Source organism: Alcanivorax sp. DP30 (assembly GCF_009882945.1).
GTDB lineage: Bacteria > Pseudomonadota > Gammaproteobacteria > Pseudomonadales > Alcanivoracaceae > Alcanivorax.
Map to the genome: position 1 here is coordinate 264,616 of NZ_WTUY01000005.1, position 20,393 is coordinate 285,008.

At 58.3% G+C, this 20,393-nt stretch carries 23 protein-coding genes; 12 read left to right on the forward strand and 11 right to left on the reverse strand.

The genetic code is table 11. The annotated features are described in order from the left end of the window. The first annotated feature begins 21 nt into the window (after positions 1 to 21). Genes GQF00_RS12130 through GQF00_RS12145 form a run of 4 tightly spaced genes read left to right on the forward strand, consistent with a single transcriptional unit; the run spans position 22 to position 3,961 of the window. Entirely contained in the window at positions 22 to 942 is a 921-nt protein-coding gene (locus GQF00_RS12130) for an FAD:protein FMN transferase (RefSeq protein WP_237440509.1), read from the forward strand. Then, positions 923 to 1,588, forward strand: coding sequence for a response regulator (locus GQF00_RS12135; protein ID WP_103917547.1), 666 nt, complete (start codon positions 923 to 925; stop codon positions 1,586 to 1,588). The genes GQF00_RS12130 and GQF00_RS12135 overlap by 20 nt, the downstream gene beginning before the upstream one ends. Next, on the forward strand, positions 1,585 to 2,925 hold the full coding sequence (locus tag GQF00_RS12140; protein WP_161319425.1) for an ATP-binding protein: 1,341 nt from the start codon (positions 1,585 to 1,587) through the stop codon (positions 2,923 to 2,925). The genes GQF00_RS12135 and GQF00_RS12140 overlap by 4 nt, the downstream gene beginning before the upstream one ends. Before the next feature lie 28 nt (positions 2,926 to 2,953). After that, on the forward strand, positions 2,954 to 3,961 hold the full coding sequence (locus GQF00_RS12145) for a DUF2333 family protein (RefSeq protein ID WP_161319426.1): 1,008 nt from the start codon (positions 2,954 to 2,956) through the stop codon (positions 3,959 to 3,961). Positions 3,962 to 4,127: 166 nt separating this feature from the next. Here GQF00_RS12145 and GQF00_RS12150 read toward each other — a convergent pair whose 3' ends face one another. Beyond that, positions 4,128 to 4,991, reverse strand: a complete 864-nt coding sequence (locus GQF00_RS12150; RefSeq protein WP_161319427.1) for a metal-dependent hydrolase — start codon at positions 4,989 to 4,991, stop codon at positions 4,128 to 4,130. Between the two features lie 95 nt (positions 4,992 to 5,086). On the opposite strand from GQF00_RS12150, the gene GQF00_RS12155 reads away from it, so the two are divergent. Further along, the gene (locus tag GQF00_RS12155; protein ID WP_161319428.1) at positions 5,087 to 6,115 is read left to right on the forward strand and encodes an AraC family transcriptional regulator; all 1,029 of its coding nucleotides are present in this window, start codon (positions 5,087 to 5,089) and stop codon (positions 6,113 to 6,115) included. Positions 6,116 to 6,543: 428 nt separating this feature from the next. Here the strand turns inward: GQF00_RS12155 and ppa are convergent, their stop codons facing one another. From ppa to GQF00_RS12170, 3 genes are all read right to left on the reverse strand, one after another. Next, the gene (gene ppa, locus GQF00_RS12160; protein WP_161319429.1) at positions 6,544 to 7,077 is read right to left on the reverse strand and encodes an inorganic diphosphatase; all 534 of its coding nucleotides are present in this window, start codon (positions 7,075 to 7,077) and stop codon (positions 6,544 to 6,546) included. A 335-nt stretch (positions 7,078 to 7,412) separates the two neighbouring features. After that, positions 7,413 to 7,778 (reverse strand): rhodanese-like domain-containing protein, encoded by a 366-nt coding sequence (locus tag GQF00_RS12165; protein ID WP_161319430.1) that lies wholly within the window; start codon positions 7,776 to 7,778, stop codon positions 7,413 to 7,415. After that, entirely contained in the window at positions 7,775 to 7,960 is a 186-nt protein-coding gene (locus tag GQF00_RS12170) for a hypothetical protein (protein WP_161319431.1), read from the reverse strand. The genes GQF00_RS12165 and GQF00_RS12170 overlap by 4 nt, the downstream gene beginning before the upstream one ends. A 140-nt stretch (positions 7,961 to 8,100) precedes the next feature. On the opposite strand from GQF00_RS12170, the gene upp reads away from it, so the two are divergent. The 3 genes from upp to murI all read left to right on the forward strand — a co-directional run bounded on the left by upp (position 8,101) and on the right by murI (position 10,984). Next, positions 8,101 to 8,727 carry a uracil phosphoribosyltransferase gene (gene upp, locus GQF00_RS12175; RefSeq protein WP_161319432.1) on the forward strand — a complete coding sequence of 209 codons (627 nt, stop codon included), beginning with the start codon at positions 8,101 to 8,103 and terminating at the stop codon, positions 8,725 to 8,727. Positions 8,728 to 8,775: 48 nt separating this feature from the next. Next, entirely contained in the window at positions 8,776 to 10,089 is a 1,314-nt protein-coding gene (locus GQF00_RS12180) for a uracil-xanthine permease family protein (protein WP_161319433.1), read from the forward strand. 103 nt (positions 10,090 to 10,192) lie between these two features. Continuing rightward, complete coding sequence (gene murI / locus GQF00_RS12185) at positions 10,193 to 10,984, forward strand: glutamate racemase (protein ID WP_161319434.1); 792 nt, start codon at positions 10,193 to 10,195, stop codon at positions 10,982 to 10,984. Between the two features lie 161 nt (positions 10,985 to 11,145). On the opposite strand, the gene GQF00_RS12190 is transcribed toward murI, so the two are convergent. After that, positions 11,146 to 12,408, reverse strand: coding sequence for a 6-phosphofructokinase (locus GQF00_RS12190; RefSeq protein WP_161319435.1), 1,263 nt, complete (start codon positions 12,406 to 12,408; stop codon positions 11,146 to 11,148). Positions 12,409 to 12,684: 276 nt separating this feature from the next. On the opposite strand from GQF00_RS12190, the gene GQF00_RS12195 reads away from it, so the two are divergent. The 4 genes from GQF00_RS12195 to GQF00_RS12210 all read left to right on the forward strand — a co-directional run bounded on the left by GQF00_RS12195 (position 12,685) and on the right by GQF00_RS12210 (position 16,214). Continuing rightward, a complete protein-coding gene (locus GQF00_RS12195) occupies positions 12,685 to 13,209 on the forward strand; it encodes a hypothetical protein (RefSeq protein ID WP_161319436.1) in 525 nt (174 codons plus the stop codon). 315 nt (positions 13,210 to 13,524) lie between these two features. After that, a complete protein-coding gene (mpl, locus tag GQF00_RS12200; protein ID WP_161319437.1) occupies positions 13,525 to 14,880 on the forward strand; it encodes a UDP-N-acetylmuramate:L-alanyl-gamma-D-glutamyl-meso-diaminopimelate ligase in 1,356 nt (451 codons plus the stop codon). A gap of 276 nt (positions 14,881 to 15,156) precedes the next feature. Further along, a complete protein-coding gene (locus GQF00_RS12205) occupies positions 15,157 to 15,612 on the forward strand; it encodes a DUF2214 family protein (RefSeq protein WP_161319438.1) in 456 nt (151 codons plus the stop codon). Further along, positions 15,612 to 16,214 (forward strand): flavin prenyltransferase UbiX, encoded by a 603-nt coding sequence (locus GQF00_RS12210; protein WP_161319439.1) that lies wholly within the window; start codon positions 15,612 to 15,614, stop codon positions 16,212 to 16,214. The genes GQF00_RS12205 and GQF00_RS12210 overlap by 1 nt, the downstream gene beginning before the upstream one ends. Before the next feature lie 159 nt (positions 16,215 to 16,373). Here the strand turns inward: GQF00_RS12210 and GQF00_RS12215 are convergent, their stop codons facing one another. From GQF00_RS12215 to GQF00_RS12240, 6 genes are all read right to left on the reverse strand, one after another. Next, on the reverse strand, positions 16,374 to 17,096 hold the full coding sequence (locus tag GQF00_RS12215) for an energy transducer TonB (protein ID WP_161319440.1): 723 nt from the start codon (positions 17,094 to 17,096) through the stop codon (positions 16,374 to 16,376). Then, a complete protein-coding gene (locus GQF00_RS12220; RefSeq protein ID WP_161319441.1) occupies positions 17,093 to 17,557 on the reverse strand; it encodes a biopolymer transporter ExbD in 465 nt (154 codons plus the stop codon). The genes GQF00_RS12215 and GQF00_RS12220 overlap by 4 nt, the downstream gene beginning before the upstream one ends. After that, entirely contained in the window at positions 17,554 to 17,934 is a 381-nt protein-coding gene (locus GQF00_RS12225; RefSeq protein WP_161319442.1) for a biopolymer transporter ExbD, read from the reverse strand. The genes GQF00_RS12220 and GQF00_RS12225 overlap by 4 nt, the downstream gene beginning before the upstream one ends. Continuing rightward, entirely contained in the window at positions 17,924 to 18,595 is a 672-nt protein-coding gene (locus GQF00_RS12230) for a MotA/TolQ/ExbB proton channel family protein (protein ID WP_161319443.1), read from the reverse strand. The genes GQF00_RS12225 and GQF00_RS12230 overlap by 11 nt, the downstream gene beginning before the upstream one ends. Before the next feature lie 294 nt (positions 18,596 to 18,889). Beyond that, positions 18,890 to 19,336: a copper resistance protein NlpE gene (locus tag GQF00_RS12235; protein WP_237440510.1), complete on the reverse strand. Its 447-nt coding sequence runs from the start codon at positions 19,334 to 19,336 to the stop codon at positions 18,890 to 18,892. Between the two features lie 333 nt (positions 19,337 to 19,669). Next, complete coding sequence (locus GQF00_RS12240; protein ID WP_161319444.1) at positions 19,670 to 20,386, reverse strand: bifunctional 2-polyprenyl-6-hydroxyphenol methylase/3-demethylubiquinol 3-O-methyltransferase UbiG; 717 nt, start codon at positions 20,384 to 20,386, stop codon at positions 19,670 to 19,672. Positions 20,387 to 20,393 lie beyond the last annotated feature (7 nt).

Consider the following 20,393-nt stretch of genomic DNA (forward strand, 5'->3'; position numbering starts at 1 on the left):
TTTGACGATGGTGGAGCCCGGATGAAACAGGGCAGAGATGAAATGTACAAGGCTCTTACCCTGGAGCAGGACGGCCCCCTTTGGCGGGGCCGTTTTGTTGCCATGGCCAGCCCCTGTGAATGTCTGGTCAGGGGTGTTGATGAAAGCCTGGCACGTGAGGTGGCGGAGTCTGTGGCTGCGGAAGCCTGGCGCATTGAACACAAGTATTCCCGCTATCGTGACGACAATCTGGTGGCGGCAATCAATGCCGGTGATCAACAATGGGTGACGCTCGACGAGGAGACGGTCAGGTTGCTGGATTTTGCTGACCAGTGCTGGCGTCTCAGTGATGGCGCCTTTGACATCACCTCCGGGGTTCTGCGTCGCGCCTGGCGGTTTGATGGTTCTGATCAAGTGCCCCAGCCGGAACAGGTGCATGCCCTGTTGCCACTGGTGGGTTGGGACAAGGTGGAGCGGGAGGCCGGCTGTATTCGGTTGCAAAAAGGCATGGAGCTGGATCTGGGCGGTATCGGCAAGGAATATGCCGTGGACAGTGCTTTTCAGCAGGCAGGTAAACTGACTGATGCCGATCTGCTGGTGAACTTCGGCGGTGATCTGGTGGCTCGTGCTGCCACATCTCCCTGGCAGGTGGGTATGGAAGGTACCGCAAGGCCCATGGCCGGCCAGTTACAGTTCACCACCGGGGCACTGGCCACCAGTGGTGACAGCCGGCGTTATCTGCTGCGTAATGGTATTCGATACAGCCATGTGCTGGATCCGCGCAGCGGTTGGCCTGTGGCCGATGCGCCGCGTGCAGTCACTGTGTTTGGGCAGCAATGTACCCAGGCGGGGTTATTGTCCACGCTGGCCTTGCTGCAAGGCCGGGATGCGGAAACCATGCTGGGCGACGCTGGTGTACAGTACTGGATTCAATGGGGGGATGATGCGGCTGTTACTGGTTGAAGATGATGCGCTGCTGGCGGATGGCTTGCAGCGTGCCCTCCGCGCGGAGGGGTATACCGTCGATCTGGTCGACCGTGGCGACCTGGTCTTGCCTGCGTTGGCTGCAGGCGGGTTTGAGCTGGTGCTCCTTGATTTGGGGTTGCCAGGGCTGGATGGCATGGCTGCATTACGTGCCTTGCGTCAGCAAGACAAACAGATTCCCGTGATCATCATCAGTGCCCGGGATGCGCTTGATGACCGCATTACAGGCCTGGATAGCGGAGCAGACGACTATCTGGTGAAGCCGTTTTCCGCGGTGGAGCTGATTGCCCGTATTCGTGCCCGGCTGCGTCGTCGGGAAGCTCCAGGCAGTGAAATACTGACGGTGGGGGATTTGGCGATTGACGCAGCCCGCTTCAGCGTGACCCGTGGTGGAGAGCCGGTCAATCTATCCCGGCGTGAAATGAGCGTGTTGCTGCAACTGGTGCGTCACCGTGGCCGAGTGCTTACCCGTGATCAGCTCGAACAAGGGCTATATGGCTGGAATGAGGATGTGGAGAGCAATGCGCTGGAAGTGCATATCCATCACTTGCGCAAAAAGCTCGGCAGCGGTCTTATCCGCACGGTAAGAGGCGTTGGCTACAGTCTCAGCGGAGATCAGGAATGACTTTCTCCATTCGTCGTTTTCTGGTTGCTTCCATCTTGATCGTGATCCTCGGTGGAGGACTGCTGCTGGGGATTCTTACCTATCGCACGATCTATCATGAACTGGATGAACAGTACGATGCTGAACTGGTGCAGAGTGCTCACTTGCTGGCGGGTTTCTGGCAGGATGGTCATCCACCGGAGGCCTCCCTTTCTGCGCTGGATAGTCAGGAATCCCGCTATCTGCGCTATTTTATCTACCAGCTATGGCAGAGCGGCAAACTGGTTTCTGCCAGTGAAGGCTCTCCTGAATCTCCCCTGGTTGCGCTCAATGAGCGGCCCCATTATGAGGAAACCAAAGGCTGGCACGCCTATTCGTTACCCCTTTCGAATAATCGCTGGCTGATCCTGGCAGAGAGTGACTATGCCCGCCATTCCATGGTGAAAAATGTGGCGGGTTCTCTGCTCGCCCCGTACTTGATCAGTGTGCCTTTCGTGATGTTGCTGGTGTGGCTGGCGATTCGTCTTGGTCTGTCGCCGTTGTCGGATCTTGCCCGCTCGGTGAGCCGCCGATCCACGGATAACCTGACGCCGTTAACGGGGGGCAAGCAGGTACGTGAATTGGAACCGGTGAAAGAGGCGATCAATGCCTTGTTGCAACGCCTGGACGCTGGTATCGAGCGTGAAAAGCGGTTTACTGCAGATGCTGCCCATGAGTTAAGGACCTTGCTGATGGTGCTGCGATTGCACGCTGAGAACGCCCGCTCCCTGTCGGATCCGCAACTACGGGACGAATCCCTGCAAGGGCTGCAGGAAGCGGTAGGGCGCGCTGAGCGAATGCTTGAGCAGTTGCTGGTGCTGGCGCGGCTTGATCCTGCTCAGGGCCCACCTGAGCAGGGTGCCTGTGCAGATATCCTCAGGGTGGCAAGGGATACGTTGGCCTCGCTGGTGCCCCTGGGGGATCGTTTCAACCAGCAGCTTGTGTTGTGTCTGGAGGAATCCCTTCTGGTGGCAATGCCTGAGGAAGCCCTGCAGCTGGTGCTGCGTAACCTGATCGACAACGCCTGCCGCTATGCCTCGCCTGGCGTGATACAGGTGAATGCGGAGCGGCAGGGCCGTCAGGTCTCTATTGAAATCTCAGACAGTGGTGAGGGGTTGAGCGAAGAGCAATGGCAGCGCTATCGGGAACGTTTCAGTCGGGGGCATTCGGATAGCGATGGAGCCGGGCTGGGTTTGTCCATCGTCAATGGTCTGCTCTCTCTTTATGGCGGTAGTCTGACTTACCGTAAACGGTGTGCGCAGACTCCCGCAGCTGCTATCGTGTTACTCCCTGCCGCAACTCAGAAGCCTGGGCTATAGTAGCGGTTCGTCGATCTTGGGAGTGATCATGAGTAACGATAAATTCAGCGAACGGGTCGGAGACGCCATGCTGGATCCGCGCAACAACCGCGTCTGGAAAGGTTTTCTCTGGTTGTTGGTGTTGCTGCTGTTGGTGGATGTCCTGCTCAGCTGGTACTGGAGTCAGGAGCCGGATCTGCGTCCGGTGGTGGCAAAACCGGATGCGGTCGTTGGTGAGACCACTGCCCGCGAACTGATTTTTGTGGCCAATACCCTGCTGGACAAGCCCGGTGGCTATCTCAGTAATGATGTGCTCCCCCATCGCCTGTGGATGGATAACATGCCCAACTGGGAATATGGCGTACTGGTTCAGGTGCGTGATTTTTCCCGGGTGCTGCGCCGCGACATGAGCCGCTCCCAGTCCCAGAGCCAGGAAGACAAGGATCTGGCCATTGCCGAGCCGCAGTTCAACTTCGATGCCAAAAGCTGGGCCATGCCCGCCACGGAGAATGAATACCGTCGTGGCATCAAGGCACTGGAGCGTTACCTGGACCGGCTGACGGACGCTAACGAAAATGACGGCCAATTCTACGCCCGTTCCGACAATCTTAATTACTGGCTGAACGAAGTGCAGAACCGACTTGGCTCGCTCAGCCTCAAGCTCAGCCAGAGTGTAGGCCGCAGCCAGCTCAACGTGGACCAGGATGGTGCCCTGGCGGTGGCAAAGTCCTCGGAAGATGAGGAGTTTGTGAAAACCCCGTGGCTGAAAATCGACGATGCATTCTATGAAGCTCGTGGGGCGACCTGGGCGCTGGCACAGTTGATGAGAGCTGCCGAGGTGGACTTTGCGGAAGTGCTACGCAAGAAAAACGCGACTATCAGTTTCCGCCAAATGGTTCGTGAACTGGAGGCTACCCAGGAAACCCTGTGGAGCCCGGTGATTCTCAATGGCGATGGCTTCGGTATGCTGGCGAACCATTCCCTGGTAATGGCCAACTACGTGTCCCGTGCCAATGCGGCGTTGATTGATCTGCGGAAATTGCTGCAGGAAGGGTGAAAGGCAATTGATAGTTGATAATGGATAATTGATAACTGCGCGAGCGAGGCTCGCAATAGTTTGAACGCAAGAGGCCGCGCCCAAAGGTTGGACGCGGCCTCTTTGCTTTCTGATAAGGACCGCGCTTGAACGCGCAGTTATCCATTATCAATTCTCAATTATTCACCTACGCTGCGTTCTTGCCCTTCGGCTTGGGCAACGTCTTGCGCCACTCTTCGATCAGGGCGCTGTTATCGTCGTCCCAGGGATGGAAGCCGGGTTTCAGGTAGGTGAACCAGTCTGGAATGATGCTGCTGATCACACCTTTGTAACCAAAGCCTTTCCAGAGACCTTTCGCCAGGGTCAGCGGTTTTTTGTGGATATTGTCGCGCTTGAGCATTTGCCAGGTGAAGTAGCTGGAAAAGCCAATCAAGTAGGCTGTGCTGGACAGGAACAGGCGCTGACGCTCGAGATAGGTGCCGCCCACATCCTTGTAAAGGTCATAGGCCACCGCCTTGTGCTCGGTTTCCTCAATGGCATGCCATACCCACAGGTCGCGAACCGCCGGATCCATTTTGTTGATGAGCTCCGGACGACGCAGGATGGCGTCGGCGAGGATGGCGGTGAAGTGTTCCAGCCCGGCGGTCGCCGCCAGCTGCTGGCGTTTGCTCATATACTGGCGGGCCCCGTCAAGCAGTTTGTTGGTCACCGCCAGGGCATGCTTGACGATATCGTCGTATTTGCCTTCGGCAATCAGGTCATTAAAAGCCTGGTGCTCCAGGGAATGCATGGCTTCCTGGCCAATAAAGCCGGAGATGTCCTTCTGGCGAGCAGGGTCTTCAACCTGGTCACGCATGGCGCGCACAGAGTCTACGAAGAAACGCTCACCGTCCGGGAAGGTCAGCGAGAGCATATTCAGCAGGTGGGTCAGTACCGGGTCGTTGTCGAACCAGTAGTCAGTGTTGCGAATACCGGAAAAGTCGAAGCCCATCCGGCGCGGTGTAATGGGCACCACCGGGGCCTTTTTTTGCTTTTTCAGAGACAGCTTCATGTTTGCTCCTGTTCGAATGCCATTGATGACATTGCTCAATGACAACTACTATGCGGTGTCTTGCAGTTAATGGTCTTGTCGTGGAGGGCCAACAAATGGTGAATTCGGGCCGTCCCTGGGGGAATACCGGTGTGCCGGGCATCTATGTGGTGTTGTTGTATGACCTGCTGGTGTCCCTGGAGCTGGATGCTCCGGCCCTGCTGGCAGGGCTGGGCGTTAGCCGTGACGAGCTGCTGGCGCCGGATCGGCGGGTATCCATGTCTCTGGCGCAGACGGTGGCGGAGCGTGGTGTGGCCATGGTTGGGGAGCGCGGGCTGGGCTTCCGCTATGCCCGCGCCATGAGTATTACCCTGCATGGCCCGGTTGGTCTGCTGGCTCTGTCCAGTGCCAGTGCCCAGGATGCCCTGGAAGCGGCCTGCCGCTTTCTGGGTTTGCGCGCCCCCTTTCTGGAGATTCAACAGGCCAGGCAGGGTGATATGGCCTTCCTGCAGCTGCGCAGCACCGTGTCGCTGGGGGTGGCACAGGACTTTGTGATTGAGGCCATGCTGGTAGGGCTGGCGTTCATGATTGAGCAGTTACTGGAAGTGCTGCCGGAGGGCCTGGAAATTCATCGGCGCGGGCCTGCCCCGGCGTACCTGGATGCCCTCAAGCGGGATGTGGGTGTCAGGGTGCTGTTTGACCAGGATGATGATGCGCTGGTGTTTCCGGTGTCGGCCCTGGAGGCCCGGCCAAGGCTTGCGGACCCGCAGGTTGCTGCCATTGCCCGTGAGCAGTGTGAAATGCAGTTTCGCCAGTGGCGTACCGGGGAAGAGGGCGTCATGGCGGAGCGAATCCGCGCTTCCCTGCTGGATCACCCCGCGCCGTTGCCGTCGCTGGAAGCCATGGCGGACAAGCTGGCGGTCTCCGCCCGTACCCTGAAGCGGCACTTGCAACAGGCGGGGTTGAGTTACCGGCAATTACAGGATGAGGAGCGTTACCGCCAGGCCCGGCGCCTGCTGGGCAATCGGGAAAACAGCATCAGCGAAGTGGCGTATTCCCTGGGCTACAGCGATGTGGCGAATTTCTCCAAGGCGTTCAAACGCTGGAGTGGCCTGACTCCGAAGGGGTATCGGGAGCAGCATTGATCGGGTATCAGCTACAAGCTACGCTTGGATAGACAAACTCAGAAAAGTTCCCCGGGTTTTTCCGAAGAACGGAAACGCCTTCCAGATCGTTGAGTTTGGCGCAACCGGATAATCTATGACCCAGTAAGAGCTCATGCTTGCATGGCGATCCTGGCCCCGGCGAGGTAAAGATTCCAGAGACGGTTTCGAGTTGCAGAGAGAATGATCTCCCTTCGGTCGCCTCGCTGCGCTCGGTTCGTCCCCTGGAAGGGAACTCCTGCAAAGCGCACCTCGTGTATGGGGCTGTCTGCCGGGTGTTCTAAACGTGAAGCAAAAAAAAACCGCACCCATGGGTGCGGTTTTTGTCGGCTGGCAGCGCGGGGCGAGGTGCCCGATTCCGGAACGGCCCTGGCCCGCGTTGCAGCTTGAGGCTTGTAGCTGCCTTTCGCTTACTTGCCGTTTTCGAACGCTTCAATGGACTTCACGATCTCGGCCTTGGCAGCCTCAACGCCGTCCCAGCCATCGACCTTCACCCATTTGCCCGCTTCGAGATCCTTGTAGTTCTCGAAGAAGTGCTTGATCTGGGCCAGCAGCAGCTCGGGCAAGTCGTTAATGTCCTGGACGTTGTCGTAGGACTTGGTCAGCTTGCTGTGCGGTACGGCAACCAGCTTGGCATCTTTACCGGCTTCGTCGGTCATGTTCAGGATGCCCACCGGGCGACAACGGATCACGGAACCGGGAACCACCGGGTAGGGGGTCACTACCAGTACGTCCAGCGGGTCGCCGTCTTCGGACAGGGTGTTGGGGATGTAGCCATAGTTGGCCGGATAGAACATGGGGGTCGCCATGAAGCGGTCCACGAAGATCGCGTGGCTGTCCTTGTCGATCTCGTACTTGATCGGGCTGGCATTGGCCGGGATCTCGATGGCCACGTAGATATCGTTAGGGACGTCTTTCCCGGCGGGAACCTTATCAAAATCCATGGTCTGTCCTTCTCAACAGGGTTGGTGGTGGGCGCGGATTATAGCAACGGCAGGGCCTCGCGGCTAATGGCCGAAGGTCGAAGGGACTTAAAGAATGGGAATAAGCTTATTCTGGAGCCAGAAAACGTCTTGGGAGTTAGGGAAACAGGATTTATTGAAGGCGGCCAGACGTCGGAAGACGGACGTCTGATCCAAAATCAAGCGGAACAGGCGCTTCCGCTCTCTTGAGATTCGGTCCAGGCGGGTTTGTTGTCTTTGGCGTCAGACCTTCGAGGTCAGACGTCTGACAGTCGGTTTCTGGCTTCCGGTTTCTGGCAGCCTACCCAAACCCCGTTTTACTGGACTGCTTGCCAGGCCGGGTAGTTGCCTTCCAGCAGGCGCACCTTCTTGAACCCGGCATTTTCCAGGGCGGTGGCAGCGGCGCTGGCGCGGCGCCCGGACACGCAATACAACACAATCTCGTCCTTTTTGTACTGCTCCAGCATGTCCAGATGGTGCTCGATATTCTTGGCCGGGACCATGATGGCGCCGGGAATGTGTCCTGCCAGATATTCGTCTTCATCACGGACATCAATGACAATCGGGCCCTTGTTGCTGGCCATTTCCTGTTTCAGTTGTTCAGCGGAGATGCTGTCGGCCGCCCACAATGGGGTGCTGAAGATGGTGAGCAGTAATACAAACGTGCTGATCAAGGCTTTCATGGCGATGACTCCTGTCGGGTATTGTTCCATTCTTCCAGCTCATCCCAAAGCTTGTCGGCATCACGCACCATGCTGGCAATGGACGGTTTGGCCGCTGGGTTGGAGAAACTGGCGGCCAGCGCACGGCTGGCACACTCATATACAAACTCTTTTCGGCTCATTTCGGCAAGGGACTTGGTCACGCTATCTCCTTGTTGTTGTTTCCTCTGAAGGTAGCACCGCCTGACTGCCGGGAACAGGGCGAGAGTCTAATCGGTGACATTTGCCCCGTAACGGGCACAATTGGCACTGTTGTCCGTTGAGTCTGCAAGGAGACCCTTCCATGTCGGTATATGAAGTCCGCCACCCTCTGGTTAAACACAAACTCGGTCTGTTGCGACAACAGAGTCTGAGTACCCGCAGCTTTCGTCAGCTGACTTCGGAGATCGGAAGCCTGCTGACCTATGAAGCGACCGGGGATCTGGAGCTTGAGGATTGCAGCGTGGATACCTGGATGGGCCCTGCACCCGCACAGCGCATCAAGGGTAAGAAGGTTACCGTGGTGCCGATCCTCCGCGCAGGCCTGGGGATGCTTGATGGGGTGCTGGAGCTGATTCCCAGCGCCAAGGTGAGCGTGGTAGGGGTGTACCGGGATGAAGAAACTCTTGAGCCCGTGGCCTACTTCGAAAAGCTTGCCCATGATATTGATGAGCGGTTGGCGCTGGTCATTGATCCCATGCTGGCCACCGGTGGCTCTCTGGTCGCCTGTATCGACATGCTGAAGAAATCCGGCTGCAAGCAGATCCGGGCCCTGGTGCTGGTGGCCGCCCCTGAGGGCATCGAAAAGGTCAGGGCAGCCCACCCGGATGTGGATATTTATACCGCTTCGGTGGACCAGGGGCTCAACGAGAAAGGCTATATCGTGCCAGGTCTTGGTGATGCCGGTGACAAGATTTTCGGGACTCGCTAGGGTGGATCTGCGGCCTGGGTGTCGCAAAAACAAATAGGGGAGTGGTGCATGATTCAGCCGGGTTTCTGGAACTGGAAAATCATTCTGATTGGCGCGCAGATGCTGTTCGTGGCCTTTGGGGCCATGGTCCTGATGCCATTGCTTACCGGGCTCGATCCCAGTGTCGCGCTGTTTACCGCCGGGTTGGGAACATTGCTTTTTCAGTGGATCACCCGCCGCTCCATTCCCGTCTTTCTGGCCTCTTCATTTGTGTTTGTGGCGCCGATATCCCATGCAGTGAAACAGTGGGGGGTGCCCGCCACCATGGGCGCGTTGTTCTGCACGGCAATTGTCTATGTGTTGCTTGGGGCGTTGGTGAAATGGCGAGGGCCGGGTTTCCTGCACCGGCTGATGCCACCGGTGGTCACCGGTCCGATCATCATGGTGATCGGTCTGAGCCTGGCGCCCACCGCCGTGAACTTTGCCATGGGGCTGGGCGGCAATGGTGAAATGCGGCTGTTTCCCTATGGTGATGCTCTGCTGGTGTCCATGGTCGCCATGTTGACCACCTTGCTGGTGGCCACACTCGGGCATGGCCTGTTTCGGTTACTGCCGATTCTGTGCGGCGTCCTGGTGGGGTATCTGACGGCGCTGGGCATGGGCATGGTCGACTTCTCCACGGTGAAGCAGTCCGGTTGGCTGGAGGTGCCTGCGTTCATTGCACCTACTTTCTATTGGCCGGCGATCCTGTTCATGGTGCCGGTGGCACTGGCGCCGGCCATCGAGCATGTGGGTGATGTGCTGGCGATCAGCAATGTCACGGGTAAGGATTATATCCGCAAGCCGGGACTGCACCGTACCCTGACGGGTGATGGGGTAGCGAGTATGGCCGCCGCCCTGTTCGGGGGGCCACCGAATACCACCTATTCAGAAGTCACCGGCGCGGTGATGTTGACGCGTGTGTTTAATCCGGTGGTGATGACCTGGACGGCCATCTTTGCCATCGGCCTCGCCTTTATCGGCAAGTTTGGACAGCTGCTGCAAAGCATCCCGACCCCGGTGATGGGCGGCATCCTGATTCTCATGTTTGGCTCCATCGCCAGCGTGGGCATGAATACCCTGATCAAGGCCCGGGTGGATCTGCATGCCCAGCGCAATCTGGTGATTGTCGCCGTGACGCTGATCTTTGGTATTGGCGGCATGGTGGTGGGCAATGGTGATTTCACCCTGCAGGGCATCAGCCTGTGCGGACTGGTGGCAGTGATTCTCAACCAGGTGTTACCTGACGCCCCTGATACAGCCAACGATCTCCGTGAAGAGAAGGAATACGTTGACGATCTTGTTGAGCATTCTCGTGGCAACAAGCCCGGCGACGAGATATGAGTCAGCTTGTTGATTGCGCCAAAAGAGCCTTGTCTTCTGCGGCTGAGGTGAAGGTTGCAGTACAATGACCCGCTTGTGATGGTTTTGATTGAATAGTGGCGCCATGAACCTGTCTTCCCCTATCGGCATTTTTGACTCCGGCATTGGCGGCCTCTCCGTGGCCAGGGCAGTGCGTGAGCAGCTGCCGGGGGAAGATATTCTCTATGTGGCGGACAGCTTGCATGCCCCCTATGGAGACAAGTCGGACAGTTTTATCCGTGAACGCATGCATGTGATTACGGACTTTCTTCTGAGTCAGGGTGCCAGGGCGGTTGTGGTGGCATGTAACACGGCAACCACCGCTGCCATCGCCCAGCTTCGCCAGACCTATTCTGTCCCCATTATCGGGGTAGAGCCGGGGGTAAAGCCTGCGGTGCTGGCAACCCGAAGTGGGGTCGTAGGCGTAATGGCGACGCCCAGGACCCTGCAAACCCATTCATTCGAATCCCTGGCGGCGCGGTTCAGCAGCAAAGTCAGACTGTTGGTGCAGCCTTGCCCCAATCTGGTCCATCAGATCGAGGGGCTGGACTTTGACAGTGAGGCCACCCAGGCGCTGGTGAGGGAATACGTGATGCCGTTGCTGGAGGAAGGGGCGGATACTATCGTGTTGGGCTGTACCCACTATAACTATCTGTCCGCGCTTATCGCCCGGGTAGCGGGCCCTGAGATCTCCATCATCAGCACGGAAGATGCCGTGGCGCGGGAAGTGGTGCGACGGCTGGAAAGCTCATCGCGGGGCGAATCAGCGGCAGGTTCCGGTCGCGCTGCCTTTTATACCAGTGGTGATCCGGCAATCTTCAGTAAGCAGCTTGCGCACGTATGGGGGCCAGGGGAAGCGGTGTCTTCGCTCCGATAATAGGCCTCAGCTATGATGTGGGGATGTTTTTCAGTGGTTGTCGAAATGGGCATGTCGAGTTCGATTGAAAAGAACCGCAAGCGATGTTCGCCCGGCTTCACCAAGCCCTGGCGCAAACAAAAAACGCCCCGCATTGCGGGGCGTTCTTGTTTCGGGATGGCTTAGATCTCGAACACGTCGTTCAGCTTCTTCGCCACCGGCACGAGCTTGAGCTTGGCGAACTGGGGCAGGCCATCCTTGTAGGGAGGGTAGGATTCGCCGCCGATCAGCGGGGCCAGGTATTCGCGGGCAGACGGGGTGATGCCAAAGCCATCCTTGCTGATGAACTTGCGCGGCATGGCCTTTTCCACGTTGGCCACTTTTTTCAACGGCGCTTCACCGATGGTCCAGCTATACTTCTTGGTTTTCTTGCGCTCGATGGTAGGCATCACCGCGTTCTTGCCGGCCACGGCAAACTCCACGGCGGCGCGACCCACCGCATAGGCCTGCTCCATGTCGGTGGCAGAGCCGATGTGGCGAGCGGCACGCTGGAGGTAATCGCTGACCGCCCAGTGGTACTTGTAGCCCAGCTCGTCTTTTACCATCTGGGCAATCACCGGTGCCACGCCACCCAGTTGCTTGTGACCGAAGGCGTCGGTGGTGCCGGCGTCAGCCAGGAAGGTACCGTCTTCGTAACGGGCGCCTTCAGAGACCACGATGACGCAGTAGCCGACTTTCTTCACGGTGGCTTCCACCTTCTTCATGAAGGCGGCCTTGTCGAAGGCGATTTCCGGGAACAGGATCAGATGCGGGGCATCGTCATTCTCTTCCTTGGCCAGACCCGCAGCGGCGGCAATCCAGCCCGCGTGGCGGCCCATTACTTCCATGACGAACACCTTGGTGGACGTGGCGCACATGCTGGCCACGTCCAGCGCCGCCTCGCGGCAGCTCACGGCGGTGTACTTGGCCACGGAACCGAAGCCTGGGGATACGTCGGTAAAGGGCAGGTCGTTGTCCACGGTCTTGGGCACGTGGATCGCCTGGATCGGGTAGCCCATTTTCTCGGACAGCTGGGAGACCTTCAGGCAGGTGTCAGCGGAGTCGCCGCCACCGTTGTAGAAGAAGTAACCGATGTTGTGGGCCTTGAACACTTCAATAAGACGCTCGTACTGGCGTTGGGAAGTCTGCAGATCCTTGAGCTTGTAGCGGCAGGAGCCGAAGGCGCCACCTGGGGTGTACTTTAGCGCTTCGATGGCGCTTTTGCTTTCTTTGCTGGTGTCGATCAGTTCTTCAGTGAGTGCACCGATGATGCCGTTACGGCCGGCATACACCTTGCCGATCACATCCTTGTTCTCGCGGGCGGCTTCGATAACGCCGGCAGCGGAAGCATTGATGACGGCGGTAACACCACCGGACTGAGCGTAGAAAGCATTTTTACGCGCCATGACAGACCCCTTGATTCAATTTGCGTGCATTCTAGCGAAGGCGCGCGGGAAACACACCTGATGTTGTCTGACGAGGCAGCTACAAGCTTCAAGCTTCAAGCTACAAGGCGCGGGCTGATGCAGGGATGAGAGCCAATGCCGTGCCCGCGACTGGAGATTATGGTTCGCGGGGAAAGCGTTAAAAGAGTGGCGATGTATGTTCTCGTGTTGCAGCTTGAAGCTTGTAGCTTGCTCATCCGCTTGCCTTTCCCTCCCGCTCTGGAAGAATAGCCCCCCATGAAAGCATTGATGACACTGTTCTGGCGGCTGGCGATTTTTCGGGCCGGGCCGGAAGATACGCCTTACTCTCCGTCTATCATGGCCATGGTGCTGATGATTTGGACGGTCCTGCAGCTGATGGTTGGGCTGAGCCAGGATAGTGTGCCGGTGGGCCTGCTGCTGGTTAGCCAGTGGCTGGCCCTGTCCATTTTGCTGTTCGGCACTCTGGTGTTGCTGTCCTTCAAAGGGCTCAAGGGCCGATGGCTGCAGACGGCTACGGCCCTGGTGGGGGTCGATGTGGTGTTGTCACTGGTGAATCTGCCGTTGCTTGCGGCAGGAGTGTTGCTGGGGACGGGAGCCGGAGGCTTGCAGGTTTTCTACCTGCTGCTGGTCAGCTGGCAATTGGCTGCCCAGGCTTTCATCTTCCATCGCGCTCTTAACGTGGGGCCTTTTCTGGGTCTGGCCATTTCCATGATGTTGCTGGTGGTCAGCTACGGCACCATCGCTACCGTGTTGCCCTCGGTGCTGGTGCCGGCGGGCTAGAACCGCAGATACAAGCTGCAAGGCACGGCTTCAGGCTATCGGTTCGACGATGCTGTGTCCGCGACCATGACGTTGTGGTTTGCGGGGAAAGCGTTCAACGTTTGGCGAAACAGTCTCTCGTGTTGCAGCTTGAAGCTTGTGGCTTGCAGCTGCCTTTAATACCGCGTCAGAGACGGAGCCTGCATCGCCCGGGTGTGGTAATCACCACTCGATTCACGAAACTCATCCCTGTATCTCTCATTCTCACCACCGGGCTCTTCACCTGACGCGGGGGAGCCGTTAAGGTTCAGGGATTCAAAGACAGGCGCGATCTCCATGCATATTCATATTCTCGGCATTTGTGGCACCTTCATGGGCTCTTTGGCCCAGCTGGCAAAGGCCCAGGGGCACCGGGTCACCGGTAGCGACCAGAACGTCTACCCGCCCATGAGTGACCAGCTGGAGGCCGCCGGTATCGAACTGATTCAGGGCTATGATCCGGCCCAGCTGGACCCGGCACCGGATCTGGTAGTGATCGGCAATGCACTGAGTCGTGGCAATCCGGCGGTGGAAGCGGTGCTCGACAAGGGCCTGGCCTACACCTCCGGTGCCCAGCTGCTGGAAGAGGTGGTGCTGCCCGGTCGCTGGGTACTGGCAGTGGCCGGCACCCACGGCAAGACCACCACCAGTTCCATGCTGGCCTGGATACTGGAACATGCCGGTCTTAACCCGGGTTATCTGATTGGCGGCGTGCCCGGCAATTTCGGCGTATCGGCCCGTCTGGGCGAAACGCCGTTCTTTGTGGTGGAAGCTGACGAATACGACACCGCTTTCTTCGACAAGCGCAGCAAGTTTGTTCACTACCGGCCGCGTACCGTGATTCTTAATAATCTGGAATTTGATCACGCGGACATCTTCGCGGATCTGGCGGCGATCCAGACCCAGTTCCATCATCTGATTCGCACGGTGCCGTCCACCGGCCGTCTGATTCTCCCCCACGGTGAAGTGGCGCTGGAAGAGACTCTGGAGAAAGGGTGCTGGAGTGAAGTGGAGCGGTTCGGCGAAGAGGACGCCTTGGGGTATCGACTCGACAAGGCCGACGGTTCCCTCTTCACCGTGCTGGAAAATTCTCAGCCAGTGGCTCAGGTGAACTGGGGTCAGACCGGTCGCCACAGCGTCAATAACGGCATGGCCGCCTTGCTGGCTGCTCGCCATGTGGGCGTGACCCTGGCCGATGGCGCCGCGGCCTTGAGTGAGTTTGTTGGTGTAAAACGGCGCATGGAACTGCGCGGCGAAGTGGACGGTGTGCGCATCTACGATGACTTTGCCCATCACCCCACAGCCATCGCCACTACCCTGGAAGGTTTGCGCCGCAAGGTGGGCGAGGGGCGCATTCTGGCCATCATTGAACCCCGCTCCAACACCATGCGCATGGGAAGCCACAAGGCCGCGCTGGCTGGCAGCACGGTGTCTGCCGATGAAGTGATCTGGTATCAGCCGCCGGGACTGGACTGGTCACTGGATTCGGTCCTGGAAGAGTCCACGGTGACGTCATCGGTGAGTGAATCCCTGGATGACATTATTGCCCGGGTGGTCGCTCACAAGGGTGAGTCACTGGATGTGGTGGTGATGAGTAACGGCGGCTTTGGCGGGATTCATCAGAAGTTGCTGGATGCGTTGGCGCAGGGGTAGCTACAAGCTTCAAGCTAAAACGCGGGCGGATTTGTCGTACCCTTCCAGGTCGTGCCTGCGGGGGATGAGTGCAAAAAATATTTGTGCTGATCTGCATCATGTTTTCTGGCTGAGTGGGACATAAATTAAAGGGTCAATTGGCTCGGTGCGAGAAGGATGGGTTATACATCTTCAGGTTTTTACTCCCACTGTTATCGTCAATCGCGGGCACGGCATTGAAGCAAACTCAGCCTTTCCCGCGTTGCAGCTTGAAGCTGTCTTTTCAAGGGGTTCTTCATGTTCTGGTCAGTTGTCTGGGCATCGACCCATTATCTGAGCATCCTGGTGCTGTTCGGCTGCGTGTACGGCATGTTGCTGTTCTGGCGTACCGAGGTGAACGGGTACAATTTCCGTACCCTGTTATGGCTGCATGTGGCCTACTGGGTATCGCTGGTGTTGGTGCTGGTCAGTGGTCTGGCGCGGGCCGGGTGGACCGAGAAGGGGATGGCATTCTATATGGCCAATCCCTGGTTTCACGCCAAGGTGACCGTGTTTGTGTTGATAATATTGATCAGTCTTTACCCGGTGAAGGTCATGCGTGCCTGGCGTCACAGTGCGGTTGGCGGAGCGGTCCCGCCGGTGACACCTGAATTGCAGAAGACCCTGCGCCGGACCCTGGTGGCAGAAATACATTTGATTTCACTGATGCCGATCTTTGCAGTGTTGATGGCACGCGGTGTAGGAATGGGATGATGAGCAAACGCGTTACACTTGCGTTTACCGGTGCGTCCGGTGCGCCCTATGGATTGCGGTTACTTCAGTGTCTGCTGCAGGCAGACTGCGAAGTGTTCGTGATCCTGTCCAAGGCTGCACGCATCGTGATCGGCACGGAAACCGAACTCACCTTGCCAGCGGGGACCGGCAAGGCAGAGGAGGCGCTTCGGGGTTGGGTCGACACGGATAAAGGCAAACTGGTGGTCTGTGGGCTTGAGCAGTGGACGGCGCCCGTGGCCTCTGGCAGTGGCGCCCCGGCCGTCATGGTGGTGTGCCCCTGTTCCACCGGCACGCTCTCGGCCATTGCCAGCGGCGCCAGCGACAACTTGATTGAACGTGCCGCGGACGTGGCCATCAAGGAAGGCCGCAAACTGATTCTGGTTCCTCGCGAATCCCCGTTCTCTGCCATCCATCTGGAAAATATGCTCAAGCTGGCGCGCCTCGGCGTGACCATCATGCCCGCCGCCCCCGGTTTCTATCACCAGCCAGACAGTGTCTCGGACCTGGTGGATTTCATGGTGGCCCGTTTGCTGGATCATCTGGGCATTGAACAGAAACTGGTGAAGCGCTGGGGTGAATAGAATAGCTATGTGCTAGACGCGCGAAGCGCCGTCTTCGTGCCGCCTCACCCCCACGGCAAAATCTCCCCAAACCCAGAGCAAATCCAGCCCTGTCACTTTGTGAGGCGTCCCTTGGACGGCCAAGCCCGGTCGATATGTTGTTTGACGGCAGGCAAAGGATCAACTGTTGTTCAGGTTGTAGCTCACCGGAACGGTGATACTGACCGGGATGGTTTTCAACTCCCGGGGTGGCGCTTCGAAGCGCAGCCGGGAGAGCAGTTCCAGGGTGGCGCGGTCGAGAATACGGCTGCCAGAGCTGTCTGCCAGCTCGACCTGTTCGGCGAGGCCTTTGGCGTTGATGGCAAAACTGATCTTCACGGTGCCTTCCTGCCTGCGCATACGCGCACGGTGAGGATACTGTTTGTTGTCCTCGATGGTATTGCGCACCGTGGCAAGATAACGTTTCAGCAGGGTGTCATTGTCGCCGCTTTGATCTGCTCCCTTGCCAGGATCGCCAGCAATACCCTTCGCGCCCTGCTGCTGGTTCTGGGAGGCAGTCTGCTGCGCAGTTTCCAGCTGTTCATCAACGGGTGTGGTGGTTTCCTCTACCACTTCCTCAACCGGTACCGGTTTGGGTTCCGGTTTGGGCTCGGGTCTTTTCACCACCGGCTTTGGTTTCGGCTTGGGTTTGGCCTTTGGCTTCGGTTTGGGTTTCGGCTCAGGGGCCGCTTGCGGGGTAACCTTGGGTGCCGGCGCGGGTGGCGCAGAGAGATTAATGGCAATCTCGGTAACACCGGGTTGCGCTGGACGGCCGCCCGCCAGGGTCAGTACACCGACAGACACCAGTACGCTGGCATGGACAACGATGGACAGGCCCCAGGCCAGTAGCGTTCGTTTGTTCATGGTTGCTGGTTGCCCCCGTTGCTGGCGGGATCGCTCTGTGTCACCAGACGTACCTGTTCGACGCCCATGTCCTGTAGTACGGCGAGGCGCTCGCGCAATGACGCCATGGTGATGCTGGCATCGGCCAGCAGACGTATTTCGGCATCTTTTACTGTTTTACCCGTGTTTGCATCAGTAACCGAGGGCAGATCCTGGATCAGGGTTGCCAGGGTTTCTCCGGTGAGCGGGATGTCGCTGTCTTCAGCAAACCATTGGCCGTCGGGTTTGAGCACCAACAGCAGTTTCTCCTGTGCTTCCTGGCCGTTGGCAACCTGGCTGACCGGGGTGTCCACGGCCACCGTAGGACGCTTGGCCAGCTGCCCTGCCAGCATGAAAAAAATCAGCAGCAGGAACACCACATTGATCAGTGGCAGCACAGGTTCCAGTGGTGGCCGACGGCTGTTGTCTTCCATGATCATCATGGCAGCAGCTCCAGTTGCACGTCGCGGGCACCGGCCCCCTTGATGTCATCCACGGCACGCAGGGCTTGCTGCAGGGTGACGTCAGGGCTCACAGTAACCCATACTTTCTGGCTCTTTTTGTCCAGACGGTCGGCAATGGCAGCAGGGGTAAAACTGACGCCATTGAGGATAAGGGAGCCGTCGGATTTCACTTCCACCACGAGCCAGTCATCCTGTTGATCGTTGCTGCTGTCCGCAGGCTGTACGTTGACGGGCAGGTCGTTGAACTGTCCGAAGCGGGTGGCCAGCATGAAGAACACCAGCAGGATAAACACCACGTCGATGAGTGGTGTCAGGCTGATGAACGGTGCGCGATGGCGTTCCGGTTCAATATGCATGCGATACCGCCGGCTCGCTGCTGTCGTCTACGGGTTCGGCCTGGGCCTTGATATTGCGGACCACTCGCAGGCGTGACAGGCGATCCTGCATCTTTTCGCGGCACTGCTCAATGTTGCGATCGGCCCAGTGAAAGGCCGCCAGGGTGGGGATGGCCACTGTCAGGCCGGCAGCGGTGGTCAGCAGGGCTTCCCAGATGCCGCCGGAGAGAATCGAGGGGTCCACCTGGGAACCCGCCGTTTCGAGGGCCTGAAACGCGCCGATCATGCCGAATACTGTGCCGAGCAGGCCCAGTAGTGGGGCTATGGCGCTGATCACCTCCAGTACTCGCAGCCCCCCGCGTAGCTCATCCAGCGAGGTGCGTGCCAGCCGCAGGCTTTCTTCCTGCCAGGCGGCCTCATCCAGGTTGCGGTTGTTCCAGCACTGCCAGATAACCCGGTCTACCGGGCTGGAAAGTTTGCCGGGCCTGGCCGGTTGCTGGCCCTGGCGCAAGGCGTTGAGAAGCTGATCTGCCAGACGGGTGCTGCCGGGGCGGACACGGGCAAAATGCAGGATTTTGGAAATCAGGGTGGCAAGGGCAATGACCGAGAGCAGGGCCAGTACCCACATGGTAGCGCCGCCACTGACAAACCATTCCGGTAACTGCATGGAAAGAGGGGGCATGGCGAACTCCTGTCGGGACCTGTGCGGATCGTGGCTTGATGAATAGGGGCACGACTTTGCGATAACCACATGACAGTCTTGTGTCAGGGGTGCGAAGGGCTCTGGGCACCGTGGCTCGGGCAAAGCAGCGTTGAATATGGTTCGCGATAGTAGGCCTGGAATTCTCTTAATGCAAGTCATTCCTATTTGCAGTAAGACAATCCAGTCTAAAGCGCGAATGGCTGGCGCGCGGAGGGGGTAATGCGGGTGGGAGCAGGGATACGCTGCGCACGGCAGCGTTATCCCATTGCCGTATTATTTGCGCAGCAGACGATAGTTCAGGTTGCTTTCGATCAGCTCGCCATTCTGGTCAAGTTGTTCCACGGCATTCACAGCATCACGCAGGTATTGGCGTTTGGCATCCGGGGTTTCCGGGTTGATGGTATAGAGCTCCATCTGTCGCTCGGACTGAATGCGGGTATCCTGTGACCAGTCGCCACGTTCTACCGCGGTAAGTCCCACCTTGGAGCCCTCCAGGTACTCTTCACGCAGCTGAAAGCGTGTCGGGGCATCAAACTGGTCACGGTAGAGGGTCAGGGTGGTGCGAATACCGGAACAATCCGCGCAGGGCAGCATGCCACTGTAAACCACTTTTTGCGCAGTAGGATTGATGACAACCGGTTCTTCTGTCTCTTTTGGCTGGGTTTGGCAGCCGACAAGCAGGGCTGCACAAGTTAGCCCGGCGAACATGATCTTCTTCATGATTTCACTCCCTCGAAAAGTCCGTTTATTGTAAGCCTTCGATGCCGGAGAGCGAGAAAGGTTCGTGATTTTTAACCCTTTTTAGCAATGCCCGGCGGAGCCACTGAGTCGTGGGTATGAGATGCATGGCGGTGCTCGATAAATGCCTGTAGCGGCCGTTCGCGGTGGGGTCGGGGGGCTTTCCGGTTACGGCCTTGCTGACCAAGGCAGTGAGCGCAGGCCATTACCCCGGAAAAAACCAATAAAAAGTACAGCAGAATCATCAGGCTGCCATCCAGGAGTCATTGCACAAAAGCCTAGTGAGGCTTGTCAGGATTCGCTGTGGCCAGTTTGTTATTGCTTGTTACATTCCTGTTTCAGGGGGGAAAGATGGATAAGCAGCGATAGCGGCAGGCGGGTTTGCGGGTCCAGGGGTTCTTCCACACGAACCAGCTGGCCAGCCTGGCGTACCAGATTGAGCCAGCCTGCCAGTGTGCGAAAGTACCAGGGGGGTGCCTCCCCCATGGTCGTGCCTGCCGCGTCCAGCCCTTGCCACTGACTGTCCCGCCAGCCTTCCCGGTAGTCGCCCTGACAGGCACTCATGGGGTGGAGTGTTTGAATCAGAAGGTGCCCGTCGGGAGCAACCATTGCGAGCAGGGCGGTGATCAACTTGCGCACCGACGCATCGCCAAACAGGGAGAAGTTGCATACCGCCAGGTCAAAGTGCTGTTCCGCCAGGGGGCCGGGCAGGGCGTCGTAGTCCAGACAGTGATAGTGGCTGAGGGGGTCCTGCTGACGGGCCGTGTCTACCAGGCTTGCGACTGCATCAATGCCGGTGACGCTGATGCCTTGTGCGGCCAGCTGTCGCGCCAGCCAACCTTCCCCGCATCCCACATCCAGTACGGTGGAGGGCTGATGAGAGAGAATGGCGTACTCAATGGCCGGATTGGTAACGACGCGGCTGGGCAGGCGGTTGTGGCTGATCAGGTGTTGCCAGTGATCAGCACTCTCCCGCCAGCAGTCCAGGACCTTGTGTTCATAATCCGGTGAATCGGCAGGAGAATCAGCCATGGCAATG

Excerpts from the sequence above, each read along its gene's own strand:
- GQF00_RS12180 (WP_161319433.1), top strand. The coding sequence starts at position 8,776 with ATGATTCAGCCGGGTTTCTGGAACTGGAAAATCATTCTGATTGGCGCG.
- GQF00_RS12240 (WP_161319444.1), bottom strand. The coding sequence starts at position 20,386 with ATGGCTGATTCTCCTGCCGATTCACCGGATTATGAACACAAGGTCCTG.
- murI (WP_161319434.1), top strand. The coding sequence starts at position 10,193 with ATGAACCTGTCTTCCCCTATCGGCATTTTTGACTCCGGCATTGGCGGC.
- GQF00_RS12210 (WP_161319439.1), top strand. The coding sequence starts at position 15,612 with ATGAGCAAACGCGTTACACTTGCGTTTACCGGTGCGTCCGGTGCGCCC.
- GQF00_RS12230 (WP_161319443.1), bottom strand. The coding sequence starts at position 18,595 with ATGCCCCCTCTTTCCATGCAGTTACCGGAATGGTTTGTCAGTGGCGGC.
- GQF00_RS12140 (WP_161319425.1), top strand. The coding sequence starts at position 1,585 with ATGACTTTCTCCATTCGTCGTTTTCTGGTTGCTTCCATCTTGATCGTG.
- mpl (WP_161319437.1), top strand. The coding sequence starts at position 13,525 with ATGCATATTCATATTCTCGGCATTTGTGGCACCTTCATGGGCTCTTTG.
- GQF00_RS12195 (WP_161319436.1), top strand. The coding sequence starts at position 12,685 with ATGAAAGCATTGATGACACTGTTCTGGCGGCTGGCGATTTTTCGGGCC.
- GQF00_RS12235 (WP_237440510.1), bottom strand. The coding sequence starts at position 19,336 with ATGAAGAAGATCATGTTCGCCGGGCTAACTTGTGCAGCCCTGCTTGTC.
- GQF00_RS12130 (WP_237440509.1), top strand. The coding sequence starts at position 22 with ATGAAACAGGGCAGAGATGAAATGTACAAGGCTCTTACCCTGGAGCAG.
- GQF00_RS12165 (WP_161319430.1), bottom strand. The coding sequence starts at position 7,778 with ATGAAAGCCTTGATCAGCACGTTTGTATTACTGCTCACCATCTTCAGC.
- GQF00_RS12205 (WP_161319438.1), top strand. The coding sequence starts at position 15,157 with ATGTTCTGGTCAGTTGTCTGGGCATCGACCCATTATCTGAGCATCCTG.
- GQF00_RS12225 (WP_161319442.1), bottom strand. The coding sequence starts at position 17,934 with ATGCATATTGAACCGGAACGCCATCGCGCACCGTTCATCAGCCTGACA.
- ppa (WP_161319429.1), bottom strand. The coding sequence starts at position 7,077 with ATGGATTTTGATAAGGTTCCCGCCGGGAAAGACGTCCCTAACGATATC.
- GQF00_RS12220 (WP_161319441.1), bottom strand. The coding sequence starts at position 17,557 with ATGATGATCATGGAAGACAACAGCCGTCGGCCACCACTGGAACCTGTG.
- GQF00_RS12190 (WP_161319435.1), bottom strand. The coding sequence starts at position 12,408 with ATGGCGCGTAAAAATGCTTTCTACGCTCAGTCCGGTGGTGTTACCGCC.
- GQF00_RS12135 (WP_103917547.1), top strand. The coding sequence starts at position 923 with ATGCGGCTGTTACTGGTTGAAGATGATGCGCTGCTGGCGGATGGCTTG.
- upp (WP_161319432.1), top strand. The coding sequence starts at position 8,101 with ATGTCGGTATATGAAGTCCGCCACCCTCTGGTTAAACACAAACTCGGT.
- GQF00_RS12145 (WP_161319426.1), top strand. The coding sequence starts at position 2,954 with ATGAGTAACGATAAATTCAGCGAACGGGTCGGAGACGCCATGCTGGAT.
- GQF00_RS12150 (WP_161319427.1), bottom strand. The coding sequence starts at position 4,991 with ATGAAGCTGTCTCTGAAAAAGCAAAAAAAGGCCCCGGTGGTGCCCATT.
- GQF00_RS12215 (WP_161319440.1), bottom strand. The coding sequence starts at position 17,096 with ATGAACAAACGAACGCTACTGGCCTGGGGCCTGTCCATCGTTGTCCAT.
- GQF00_RS12155 (WP_161319428.1), top strand. The coding sequence starts at position 5,087 with ATGGTGAATTCGGGCCGTCCCTGGGGGAATACCGGTGTGCCGGGCATC.